Origin of the sequence: Azospirillum doebereinerae (assembly GCF_003989665.1) — a bacterium.
GTDB classification, from domain to species: Bacteria; Pseudomonadota; Alphaproteobacteria; order Azospirillales; family Azospirillaceae; genus Azospirillum; species Azospirillum doebereinerae.
In genome coordinates this window covers 175,445-186,144 of the sequence record NZ_RZIJ01000016.1, presented here as the reverse complement: position 1 = coordinate 186,144, position 10,700 = coordinate 175,445, and the positions used below count along the sequence as shown (strand labels likewise).

At 69.3% G+C, this 10,700-nt stretch carries 12 protein-coding genes; 4 read left to right on the top strand and 8 right to left on the bottom strand.

Features of this window, described 5'->3' with window-relative positions; all coding sequences use genetic code 11:
- Positions 1 to 147: 147 nt before the first annotated feature.
- From EJ913_RS19700 to EJ913_RS19680, 6 genes are all read right to left on the bottom strand, one after another.
- Entirely contained in the window at positions 148 to 870 is a 723-nt protein-coding gene (locus EJ913_RS19700; protein ID WP_127000991.1) for an IucA/IucC family C-terminal-domain containing protein, read from the bottom strand.
- Positions 867 to 1,466, bottom strand: coding sequence for a septal ring lytic transglycosylase RlpA family protein (locus tag EJ913_RS19695; protein WP_244939423.1), 600 nt, complete (start codon positions 1,464 to 1,466; stop codon positions 867 to 869). The genes EJ913_RS19700 and EJ913_RS19695 overlap by 4 nt, the downstream gene beginning before the upstream one ends.
- A 4-nt stretch (positions 1,467 to 1,470) precedes the next feature.
- Positions 1,471 to 2,121 (bottom strand): RimK-like ATPgrasp N-terminal domain-containing protein, encoded by a 651-nt coding sequence (locus tag EJ913_RS19690; RefSeq protein ID WP_185909858.1) that lies wholly within the window; start codon positions 2,119 to 2,121, stop codon positions 1,471 to 1,473.
- A gap of 65 nt (positions 2,122 to 2,186) precedes the next feature.
- Positions 2,187 to 2,396: a hypothetical protein gene (locus tag EJ913_RS31745; RefSeq protein WP_185909857.1), complete on the bottom strand. Its 210-nt coding sequence runs from the start codon at positions 2,394 to 2,396 to the stop codon at positions 2,187 to 2,189.
- Positions 2,397 to 2,417: 21 nt separating this feature from the next.
- On the bottom strand, positions 2,418 to 3,332 hold the full coding sequence (gene dapA / locus EJ913_RS19685; protein ID WP_127000987.1) for a 4-hydroxy-tetrahydrodipicolinate synthase: 915 nt from the start codon (positions 3,330 to 3,332) through the stop codon (positions 2,418 to 2,420).
- A 13-nt stretch (positions 3,333 to 3,345) separates the two neighbouring features.
- Positions 3,346 to 3,849 (bottom strand): class I SAM-dependent methyltransferase, encoded by a 504-nt coding sequence (locus EJ913_RS19680; RefSeq protein ID WP_127000985.1) that lies wholly within the window; start codon positions 3,847 to 3,849, stop codon positions 3,346 to 3,348.
- An 816-nt stretch (positions 3,850 to 4,665) separates the two neighbouring features.
- On the opposite strand from EJ913_RS19680, the gene EJ913_RS19675 reads away from it, so the two are divergent.
- From EJ913_RS19675 to mmsB, 3 genes are all read left to right on the top strand, one after another.
- A complete protein-coding gene (locus EJ913_RS19675; RefSeq protein WP_127000983.1) occupies positions 4,666 to 6,165 on the top strand; it encodes a CoA-acylating methylmalonate-semialdehyde dehydrogenase in 1,500 nt (499 codons plus the stop codon).
- 90 nt (positions 6,166 to 6,255) lie between these two features.
- Positions 6,256 to 7,401 carry an isobutyryl-CoA dehydrogenase gene (locus EJ913_RS19670; protein WP_127000981.1) on the top strand — a complete coding sequence of 382 codons (1,146 nt, stop codon included), beginning with the start codon at positions 6,256 to 6,258 and terminating at the stop codon, positions 7,399 to 7,401.
- A 52-nt stretch (positions 7,402 to 7,453) separates the two neighbouring features.
- Positions 7,454 to 8,347 (top strand): 3-hydroxyisobutyrate dehydrogenase, encoded by an 894-nt coding sequence (gene mmsB, locus EJ913_RS19665; RefSeq protein ID WP_127000979.1) that lies wholly within the window; start codon positions 7,454 to 7,456, stop codon positions 8,345 to 8,347.
- A 45-nt stretch (positions 8,348 to 8,392) separates the two neighbouring features.
- Here the strand turns inward: mmsB and EJ913_RS19660 are convergent, their stop codons facing one another.
- Complete coding sequence (locus EJ913_RS19660) at positions 8,393 to 9,289, bottom strand: LysR family transcriptional regulator (protein WP_127000977.1); 897 nt, start codon at positions 9,287 to 9,289, stop codon at positions 8,393 to 8,395.
- Positions 9,290 to 9,505: 216 nt separating this feature from the next.
- Between EJ913_RS19660 and EJ913_RS19655 the strand changes: the two genes are divergently transcribed.
- On the top strand, positions 9,506 to 9,988 hold the full coding sequence (locus EJ913_RS19655) for a hypothetical protein (protein WP_127000975.1): 483 nt from the start codon (positions 9,506 to 9,508) through the stop codon (positions 9,986 to 9,988).
- A gap of 4 nt (positions 9,989 to 9,992) precedes the next feature.
- On the opposite strand, the gene EJ913_RS19650 is transcribed toward EJ913_RS19655, so the two are convergent.
- Complete coding sequence (locus EJ913_RS19650; protein ID WP_238519552.1) at positions 9,993 to 10,697, bottom strand: DUF3102 domain-containing protein; 705 nt, start codon at positions 10,695 to 10,697, stop codon at positions 9,993 to 9,995.
- Positions 10,698 to 10,700: the final 3 nt, after the last annotated feature.

The window sequence follows — 10,700 nt, the reverse complement described above, 5'->3', positions numbered from 1 at the left end:
GCCGAAGCGCGCTATTATGCTCAAATCGAGGACGTCGCCATCGCGGCGTGACTCAACCAAATCGGCCTCCGACAAACCCGGCGCGGTTCAGGATCAGCAGCGCCGTGACGGCTGCCGGGTTGCCGGCAAAACGGCGCGCGGCCAGCCTCATCGCCTTGAGCCCGCGTCCCATGGCGTCCGCCCTCCTTGGTCTTGGGCGCATGGGTTGCGGAACAGGGGGTTGTTGATTGGAAACCAGGCGTTGGCGGGAACCCCGAACACCACCAGACGATGCGTTTCGACCGTTTCGGCCAACGCCGGCAGCTCATCGAACGGACGGAACAGGTTTGTTAGCACCTCCCCAGCGTGCGACCAAGCGATGCGCGGCGACAGGCCGGTCGCCGCGTAGGCGGCACGCACCACCCGCTCGGCATGGTCGGCGAGCAGAGGCCCGTAGAGATCCTCGACATTGACCCGCACCCCCAGAGCGGGAGCGGTCACCGACGCCACGGCCACCGGCTTCCCGGCCCGCAGGCCGAGCCGGCAGTTGGCGACGGCTCCGTCCATCCGGATGCCGGCAAAGGCCGGCGCCACCATGGCGGGCAGCAGGATGCGGAAATAGCCTCGTATCCAGGCCGATGCCCGTTCCTGGCGGGACCCTTGGGTTCCATATCTTTGCCCCTCCTCCAAGAGGGAACACAGCCGTTCCACCTTCAGAACGGCCCTCGCTGGCTCCTGGCGGTCCTGAACAGGCACCAGCGCCAGACGGGAGGCCACCGCGGCGACGGCGGTCCCAAGCGCGGCAAGGCCGGACTGGATCGCGTGCATGTGCGGATCGGTTGGCGTTTCGAGGTGGCAACCGCAGGACGGGAAGGAAAGCGCGATGGTCATGGCTGTCCTGCTTTGCCGAACGTTGCATACCCTCCGGCCAGAAGCGACCCGTCGGCGGGTGGAGGATGGAGCGGCCGTGCCGGCGCTTTGCGGGAGCCCGGCGGCACCGATACCCGCACCGTCTCGTCGGGAACCGCCTGGGCCACCACCATGGCCAAGCCCGACCGCAGCACGCCGAGATCGCGCGCCGCGCGCCAGGACAGGTCGAGGATGCGACCGCCCGTGTGAGGCCCGCGGTCGTTGACCGTCACCACCACGGACCGTCCCGTCGCGGAATGGGTTACGCGCAGCCGCGTGCCCATCGGCAGGGACGGATGGGCGGCCGTCAGCGCCCACATGTCGTAGCCGGCGCCGCTGGCGGTCGGTTTGCCGTGGTGGCGCGGCCCGTACCAGGATGCGACGCCCGCAAAGGACGGTGTGGCGTCGGGGGTCCCCGTTCCCACCCGGCCGGCAACCTCCCCGCCGATGGCGGCGGTCGCGCGGGTCATGGAGCGCGATTCGGGGCGCGATTCGAACGCCGTCGCGACGGAGGTGGGATCGGTCGCGCAGGCTCCGGCCAGCAAGGACGCCAGAACCGGGAAAAGCCGAGGGATCACGGCGTCACACCAGCCGACTCAAGCCACGGGAATGACTTGGAGCCTCACCGAATCGCCAATCGCGGCGGCGTGGTGCCCCATCGAACGACGGTGTCGACCGGGTGGAAAGCCAGCCGTCCAGCGCGTTACGGAATAGAGCGCCGGTGTCGGCGCCGGTGTCCCGCCCCGTCACCGCGCGGACGCCCGTCACGCGCCGCGACCGTTCGTCGATCCCGATATCCAGCAGCGGACAGGGGAAGAGATCGAAGGCCAAGGCCGCCAGGGGCAGCAGGCGCGGATCGGCCGTCCGTCCGAAAGCCGCCAGGAGCGATCGGCGCGGATTCAGGCCCGGCGGACGCTCCTCCGGCAGGCTCGCCAGTTCGCGGCTCAGCCGGTCGAGCGCGGAGCCCTGGAGCGTCCGGCAAGTCAGACCGGCCAGCGTTGCGACGCTCGGCAGCACGGCGTGGCCACGTTCCTCGGCCAGCAGCGAGCACTCGTAGCTTCGGGGCCGACAGCCACCGTTCCGGCACAGGTTGACGATCCTGGCGCCATCCTGGGCGTCGGCCAGAACGGCGCGCGGGGTATCGGCGTAATCGTCCAGCGTGACGATCCGATGCCCGTCGAGCGGCCAAGGACAGTCCCGCAGGCGCTCGACGGCGATGATCGCACCGAACATTCGGGGCTCCTTCGATGAAACGGCATGGGAAACGCCGGCGCTGGTCGCGATGGTGCGTGGCATGGTCAGGCGGCCCGGTCCACGCCGCGCGTCGCGGACTTCCGCCACGCGCCGTTCCCGGCGGCGGCCGGCGGCGTCGCCGCCCCCAGCCAGGATTCGAGGGCGTCGCGCCAAAGGCTGGGCAGCGCGCGCGACGCATCCCACACCGGCGACGGCGGACTCGATGGAACGATCCGCATGGCACGGGAGCCCTTGATCGGGTCTTTCCGGCGCACGGCAGCCTCCTTGAAAACGGGTCATGCCGTCTCGAAGCCGAGCCGCGACAGGGCGTGGACAACGGCGCCGTGGGTTTCCCGGCTTGCTTCGCAGAGCGGCAGGCGGACCAGACCGGACATCCGTCCCAGCACGCTCAGGGCGTGCTTCACCGGCACCGGGTTGCTCTCGACGAACAACGCGTTGGTCAGCGGGGTGATTGCCAGCGCGGTGGCCTGCGCTTCGGCGATGTTGCCGGCCCGGAAGGCGGCGTGCATGCGGACGCACAGGGCGGGAACCACGTTCGACACCACCGAAACGCACCCGTCGCCCCCCTGGGCGAGATAGCCGAGCACGGTGGCGTCATCGCCCGAGAAGAGGCGGAAGCCCTCCCCCAGCAGGCGCCGGAGCGCGGCCGGCCGCGCCATGTCGCCGCTCGCGTCCTTGAGGCCGGCCACGCCGGGCACCTCCGCCAGACGGGCGATGGTCGGAAGGGCCAAGCCGCACCCGGTCCGCGCCGGGACGTCGTAGAGAATCGTTGGGATGTCGACCGAAGTCGCGATCGCCTGGAAATGCCGGAAGAGTCCTTCCTGGGACGGCCGGTTGTAGTAGGGCACGACGGCCAGGACGGCGGCGGCTCCGGCGCCTTGCGCCAGCCGCGCCAGTTCGACCGCGTGCGCGGTCACGTTCGATCCCGCGCCGGCGACCACCGGCACCCGTCCGGCCGCCGCCTCCACCGCAAGGCGCAGCAGACGATCCTGCTCGCCCGCCGACAGGGTCGGGGCCTCGCCGGTCGTGCCGGCCACGACGAGGCCGGCCACCCCCTGTCTCACCTGCCAGTCGCAGAGGAACGAGAAAGCGGCTTCGTCGATGTGGGCTCCGGCCTCGGCGAATGGTGTGGGAAGCGCGGTCAGATAGCCCGTCAGCCGGCGGACGTCGATTCGCACTGGGCTTTCCATGATCGATGTCCCGTCACGCCGTGGCCGGCCAGGACACGGCACCGGCCGGCGGACGGTGGGCGGTGAGCAGGCATCCTGTTTCGCCATCGGAGGCCTGAACGAGCGGGACCAAGCCGCTGGCGGCAAAGCACTGCCTGAGATTCTGGGCGCACAGGCACTCTCCCCCCGTCGTCGACGGCGACGTCGTCCAGGCGACGATTGTTCCATCCGGCCGGAGGATCCGGCCCAGCCCGGTCAGGACCCGCGCCAGGGCGGGCGCCGACTCCACGCGCAGAAGCCACACGATGTCGAACGCCTCGTGGACGGGCAGCCGCTCCCCGGTTTCATGGCACACCTGGGTGAAGCCGCGCCGGTAGAGCTCCAGAAGCAAGCCGCACCGGCCACCGCCGACGATCAGAATCCGGTCGGTCGGCCGCGCCTGGGATTGCCGGACCAAGCGGTCGACAAACTCACGGGCGCCAAGCGGCCCGGTGGCGGCGACGGATGGGATGGACCGGAAGGGCAAGGCTGTCTGCACGACGGGATCTCCACAGTGAACACTGTCGAGAGACTTGCTCAACCGCCCATATAAATTCCATGTGGCTCCGAGAGGTGCCGGCGCAGGAGCCCGCATCCTGGGCGCGGAACACGACCTCAACCGACTGGCCGGCGTCGACCCTTCGGTGTGGGGCACGTGAGCCACTCCTGGTGGGCAAGCCCTGCTTCGTCAGCATCTCCAGGTGAACCGTCGCTTCCTTCACCAAACGGCACCATGCTTGGCGTTGGGAGCGGCGATCGACCAGTTGCCCACGCGGAGGGGCCTTGGCGGCGGGTTTATGAACAGGTCAGAGCCCAAGATACTGGCAGGCCGCTTGATGGCTTCCGATGGCGGGAGCGATGCCCGGCATCCGTTGCACCGGTCCTGCCCCGCTCCACATAAGGTTTGACGTATGCCCCAAGGCCGTAATCTCCCTGGCCCAATGCTGCGCCGTGCCGCAAGCCTCGATTCCGACCAAGCACGACGGAACACCCTGGAAGAACTTCAGCGCCACGCCACGACGCAGTTCCCGGAAAATCAGAACCTTTTCCCTCGGCTGTGATGCCATGAATCTGGAAGACAATCCTTGCCGGCTCCAGACCGACCGTCACAAGCGTGCTCATCAGCCGCTCTTGTAAAGGTGGTTTCCTCAACGACCTCAGCTTGACACCGTTTCCCGGTGAAAGGGCCGTCCACCACATCGTCTCACACGACCGAAAAGCGCATTCCTGCACAACCGTTGCGCAAAGTTTCCCATCGCTCCCGGGCTCCCACTGGCGCACATGGAAAGCCAACATCATCCGGGAGGAAAACGATATGACGACCGAACTTCATCATCTGATCGGCGGCAAGCTGGTGTCCGGCACGTCGGGCCGTTTCGCCGACGTCTACTCCCCCATGACCGGCGAAGTCCGCGCCAAGGTGCCGCTCGCCAGCGTCGAGGACATGCGCGCCGCCGTGGAGAACGCCAAGGCCGCGCAGCGCGGCTGGGCCGCCCAGAACCCGCAGAAGCGCGCCCGCGTGCTGATGCGCTTCCTCGATCTAGTCCAGCGCGATTACAACGAACTGGCGCTGCTGCTGTCGCTGGAGCATGGCAAGACCATCGTCGACGCCAAGGGCGACATCCAGCGCGGCCTGGAGGTGGTGGAGTTCGCCTGCGGCATCCCGCATCTGCTGAAGGGCGAGTTCACCGAGAGCGCCGGCCCCGGCATCGACATCTACTCGATGCGCCAGCCGCTGGGCGTCGTCGCCGGCATCACGCCGTTCAACTTCCCGGCCATGATCCCGATGTGGAAGTTCGCCCCGGCCATCGCCTGCGGCAACGCCTTCATCCTCAAGCCGTCGGAGCGCACCCCGTCGGTCCCCGTCAAGCTGGCCGAGCTGATGCTGGAAGCCGGGCTGCCGCCGGGCGTCCTCAACGTCGTCCACGGCGACAAGGTGGCGGTGGACGCCATCCTCGACGATCCCGACATCAAGGCCATCGGCTTCGTCGGCTCGACCCCGATCGCCGAGTACATCTACACGCGCGGCAACGCCAAGGGCAAGCGCGTGCAGTGCTTCGGCGGCGCCAAGAACCACGCGCTGATCATGCCCGACGCCGACCTCGACCAGGCGACCGACGCGCTGATCGGCGCCGGCTACGGCGCGGCGGGCGAGCGCTGCATGGCGATCTCGGTGGTCGTGCCGGTCGGCAAGAAGACCGCCGACGCGCTGATGGAGCGCCTGATCCCCCGCGTCGAAGGCTTGAAGATCGGCCCGTCCACCGACGGCGGCGCCGATTTCGGCCCGCTGGTGACCCGCGAGCATCTGGAGAAGGTAAAGTCCTACGTCGACATCGGCGTCAAGGAAGGCGCCACGCTGGCCGTCGACGGCCGGGACTTCAAGATGCAGGGCTACGAGAACGGCTATTACATGGGCGGCTGCCTGTTCGACAACGTGAAGCCGGAGATGCGCATCTACAAGGAGGAGATCTTCGGCCCGGTCCTCTCCGTCGTCCGCGCGGACTCCTACGAGGAGGCGCTGGCCCTGCCGAACGAGCATGAATACGGCAACGGCGTCGCCATCTTCACCCGCGACGGCGACGCCGCCCGCGACTTCGCCAGCCGGGTCGACGTCGGCATGGTCGGCATCAACGTGCCGATCCCGGTTCCGCTCGCCTACTACACCTTCGGCGGCTGGAAGCGCTCGGGCTTCGGCGACCTGAACCAGCACGGGCCGGATTCGGTGCGCTTCTACACCAAGACCAAGACGGTGACCTCGCGCTGGCCGTCCGGCATCAAGGAAGGCGCCAGCTTCGCCATCCCGACGATGGATTGATCGGACACCTCCGGCGATGAGCGGACCGGGCGGGCGGGTCGCGACCCGCCCGCCCGGTCCACTTGCGGATCCCGACCATGGGGAGCACCGATGTCCTTTGAACTGACCGACGATCAGGTCGCCATCCGCGACATGGCGTTGTCCTTCGCCCGCGACGAGCTGGCGCCGCACGCCGTCGAATGGGACCAGACGAAACATTTCCCCCTCGACACGCTGCGCGCCGCCGGCGAACTCGGCATGGGCGGCATTTATGTGGGCGAGGAGCATGGCGGCTCGGCCCTGTCGCGCTTCGACGCGGCGGTGATCTTCGAGGCGCTGAGCCAGGGCTGCCCGACCATCGCCTCCTACATCTCGATCCACAACATGGTGGCCGGGATGGTGGACTCCTTCGGCACGGCAGAGCAGAAGGCCCATTGGCTGCCAAGGCTCTGCCGGATGGAGTGGCGCGCCAGCTACTGCCTGACCGAGGCCAACGCCGGCTCCGACGCGGCGGCGCTGCGCACGCGGGCGGTGCGCGACGGCGACCATTACGTGCTGAACGGCGCCAAGCAGTTCATCTCCGGGGCGGGCAGCTCCGATCTCTACTTCGTCATGGCGCGCACCGGCGAGGACGGCCCCAAGGGCATCAGCGCCTTCCTGGTGCCGAGCGACACACCGGGCCTGTCCTTCGGCGCCAACGAGCACAAGATGGGCTGGAACGCCCAGCCGACCCGCGCCGTCATCCTGGAGGACGCCCGCATCCCCGCCTCCGCCCTGCTGGGCGAAGAGGGCATGGGCTTCAAGTTCGCCATGAAGGGGCTGGACGGCGGGCGCATCAACATCGCCGCCTGCTCCATCGGCGGCGCCCAGGCGGCGCTCGACGCGGCCTTGAAGTACATGGGCGAGCGCAAGGCCTTCGGCCAGACGCTCGACCGCTTCCAGGCGCTCCAGTTCCGCATCGCCGACATGGCGACCGAGTTGGAGGCGGCGCGCACCTTCGTCCACCGCGCGGCGGCGGCGCTCGACGCCAAGCATCCGGACGCCACCCGGCTCTGCGCGATGGCCAAGCGCTTCGCCACCGACACCGGGTTCGAGGTGGCGAACAACGCCCTGCAACTGTTCGGCGGCTATGGCTACCTGTCCGACTACGGGGTGGAAAAGATCGTCCGCGACCTGCGCGTCCACCAGATCCTGGAGGGGACCAACGAGGTCATGCGCCTGATCGTCTCGCGCAGCGAGATCGCCCGGATGGCATGACCGCCGCCCACCAGCACACGCAACAAAACAAAGCACCGAGGGAGAAACGAACATGGCCGTCATCGGGTTCATCGGGTTGGGCAACATGGGCGGTCCGATGGCCGCCAATCTGGTCAAGGCGGGGCACAGCGTGTGCGGCTTCGATCCGGTGCCGGCGGCCATCGACGCCGCCCGGGCGGCCGGTGTCGTCATCGGCGCCTCGCCGTCCGACGTGGCGCGCGAGGCCGAGATCGTCGTCACCATGCTGCCCAGCGGCAAGCACGTTCTGGGCGTCTACGACGGCCCCGAGGGCATCGTCGCGGCGGTGAAGCCCGGCACCCTGCTGATCGACAGCTCGACCATCGACGTGGACTCCGCCCGCAAGGCGCACGCGCTGGCGGCGGCGCGCGGGGCGGCCTCGGTCGACGCGCCGGTGTCGGGCGGCGTCGGCGGGGCGGCGGCCGGGACCCTGACCTTCATGGTCGGCGGCGAGGCCGAGGCGTTCGAGCGCGCCCGTCCGGTGCTGGAGGCGATGGGCAAGAAGATCGTGCTGTGCGGCGCCGCCGGGGCGGGGCAAGCGGCCAAGATCTGCAACAACATGATCCTCGGCATCTCGATGATCGGCGTCTGCGAGGCCTTCGTGCTGGCCGAGAAGCTGGGGCTGTCGCACCAGTCGCTCTATGACGTCGCCTCCACCGCGTCGGGCCAGTGCTGGTCGCTGACCAGCTATTGCCCGGTCCCCGGCCCGGTACCGACCAGCCCGGCCAACCGCGACTACCAGCCGGGCTTCGCCGCCGCCCTGATGCTGAAGGACCTGAAGCTGGCGCAGGAAGCCTCGCAGAGCGCCGGGGCGCCGACGCCGCTGGGTGCCGCCGCGACGCAGCTCTACGCCATGATGGCGGCGGCGGGCGACGGCGGAGTCGATTTCTCCGGCATCATCCACATGCTGCGCGGCGACACCGCCTGAAGGCGAAGGCGGGGGAGTGGTGAAGCCCCCCTCCCCCGCCCGTCCTCACGCCGGCAGGAACAGCCCCTGTTCCCGCCGCACGGCCTCCGCGATGAAGTCGGCGGCCACGGCGATGCGCGCCAGAGACCGCATGTCCTCGTGGACGATCAGCCAGAAGGACCGGGTGATCGCCACCTGATCCGCCAACACCGGTACCAGCGTCGGTTCCGAACCGGCGATGAAGGCCGGCAGCATGCACAGCCCCGCTCCCGCCAGCGTTGCCTCCCTCTGGGCGACGAGGCTGCTGCTCTTGATGCGCGGCGCGATCTGCCCGATGGCCTCGACGTAGTCCAGCTCGGGCGCGAAGATCAGGTCGTCGATGTAGCCGATGAAGTCGTGACCGGCCAGAGCCTCGCGGCTGCCGATGGGCGGGTGGGCGTCGAGATAGGCCACCGTCGCGTAGAGGCCGAGCCGGTAATCCGTCAGCTTGCGGGCGTAGAGCCGTCCCTCCTGCGGGCAGGACAGGCTGATGGCGATGTCGGCCTCCCGCTTGGACAAGCTGAAGACGCGCGGGGTGGCGACGAGCTGTATTTCCAGGTCCGGGTGCCGGTCGCAAAGGCCGCTGACGCGCGGCGCCAGGAAGCAGCTGCCGAACCCGTCCGGCGCCCCGATCCGCACCGCGCCCGACAGCGACGAATCCCCGTCCGCCACCACGCTCTGCGCCAGGAAGGCGGCGCTTTCCATCGACTCCGCCGTCTGCTTCAGCCGCTCCCCCTGGGCGGTCAGGGTGAAGCCGCTGGGCCGCCGTTCGAACAGGGTGACGCGTAGCGCCTCTTCCAGCGCGGTGACGCGGCGGCTGACCGTGGTGTGGTCGGCGCGCAGCCGCTGGGCGGCGGTGGTCAGGGTGCCGGCGCGCGCCACCGCCAGGAAATAGCGCAGATCGTTCCAGTTGAAGTCGGCCATCGTCGGTGTCGCGTCGGCTCCGGTCGTGAGAAGAGGGGCGGAACTGTCCCATCAAGCCGGCGGCAAGACAAGTGCGGCACATGGACCGCCCCCGGCCCCCTCCCCCGCCGGGGTACCGCCACGTCGCGGCCGCGATCCCATTTCGCGCGGACGAAAGGAACGCGCGCAACGTTGTATGTCTGGAGATTGGGACCGAACGACGGACAGGGAACGGGCATGCCGTGGCAAGGCTGGATCTGGGCGGCGATGGTGGCGGGGCTGGCGGCCGGTTCCTTGAGCGGTCCGGCGCGGGCCGCCGCCGTCGATTGCTGGCTGCTCGACGGCGACCGGATGGAGCGGGCGGCCGGCCATGGGCTGTGCGACGACGCCTTTTCCCGCAACAGCAGGCCCGGCGAGCCGCCGGCCCTGGGGGAGACCGCCAGCCTTCCCGAACCGCCGCCCTCCCCCGCCGCCCTGGTGACGCCGCCGCGCAAGCCCAAGCCCAGGCTGGTGTCGTCGGCGTCGGCGCGGCGGATGTCCGGTGGGCCGCACGCCTCGCGCACCACGCCGGTTCACGCGACACGCAACCGGGGCAGCGGCGATTTCGCCAGCAGCTTCCAGCGGGATTTCGGGGCGCTGGTCGATCTGCTGGGCGGTGGCTCGTCCGGTACAGGGCGGCAGCGGGCGGGAGCGGACTACCCCTCGCACTCCGGACGATGAGAGGTCAAACGCCGGGGCCGACGTCCTCCGCCTCGACGTCGATGGTGATGCCGTTCATGGGTTTTTCCGGATCGATGCCGTGGTCGCGCATCAGGATGGCGCGGAGTTCGGCGAGCCGCGCCTTCTGACGGGCGTAGTCCCGCAACAGCTCCTTGCGGGCGTCGGCCGGGGCCCCAGCCTTGGCCGGGCGAAGCGACCGCTTGAAGGCGATCAACTGACGGCGGGTGACGTCCGGACGGATCAGCCCGACCGCCTTGGCCTGCTCCAGCTCCTCCGGGGTCATCGTCACGATCTGGTAGGCGACGCTTTCGGCCCCCGGCAGCACGTCCATCGTCAGCCGCCCGGTGTCGATGGCGTCGGCGACCGCGCGGAAGCGGAAGGCGGTCTCCACCGAGAACGGCATGTCGCTGGCGATCATCGCCTCGAACTCGCCATGGGGAAGGGTGTCCTTGGCGCGGTTCAGGTAGCGGCCGATGGACAGGAATTCCTTCCGGCTGCGGTTCCAGTGGTAGCGAATCTCCTGCGTGAACTCCTGCCGGGTCCGGCAGGTCACGATGGCGTCGCTGATGTCGGACGCCCGGCGGTCAGCCTTGGAGGCCGGCAGCGACGACGCCGGCTTCATCGCCGTGACCGGGACGGCCGGGGTCGGAGCGGGAGCCCCCCTGCCCTGCTCCGCCGCCTTCTTCATGAAGGATTTGACGTTCGCCATCGC

Bases quoted from the DNA above. Each gene is read 5' to 3' on its own strand.
- EJ913_RS19650 (WP_238519552.1), bottom strand. From the start codon at position 10,697: ATGGCGAACGTCAAATCCTTCATGAAGAAGGCGGCGGAGCAGGGCAGG.
- EJ913_RS19660 (WP_127000977.1), bottom strand. From the start codon at position 9,289: ATGGCCGACTTCAACTGGAACGATCTGCGCTATTTCCTGGCGGTGGCG.
- EJ913_RS19700 (WP_127000991.1), bottom strand. From the start codon at position 870: ATGACCATCGCGCTTTCCTTCCCGTCCTGCGGTTGCCACCTCGAAACG.
- mmsB (WP_127000979.1), top strand. From the start codon at position 7,454: ATGGCCGTCATCGGGTTCATCGGGTTGGGCAACATGGGCGGTCCGATG.
- EJ913_RS19675 (WP_127000983.1), top strand. From the start codon at position 4,666: ATGACGACCGAACTTCATCATCTGATCGGCGGCAAGCTGGTGTCCGGC.
- EJ913_RS19690 (WP_185909858.1), bottom strand. From the start codon at position 2,121: ATGTTCGGTGCGATCATCGCCGTCGAGCGCCTGCGGGACTGTCCTTGG.
- EJ913_RS19670 (WP_127000981.1), top strand. From the start codon at position 6,256: ATGTCCTTTGAACTGACCGACGATCAGGTCGCCATCCGCGACATGGCG.
- dapA (WP_127000987.1), bottom strand. From the start codon at position 3,332: ATGGAAAGCCCAGTGCGAATCGACGTCCGCCGGCTGACGGGCTATCTG.
- EJ913_RS19655 (WP_127000975.1), top strand. From the start codon at position 9,506: ATGCCGTGGCAAGGCTGGATCTGGGCGGCGATGGTGGCGGGGCTGGCG.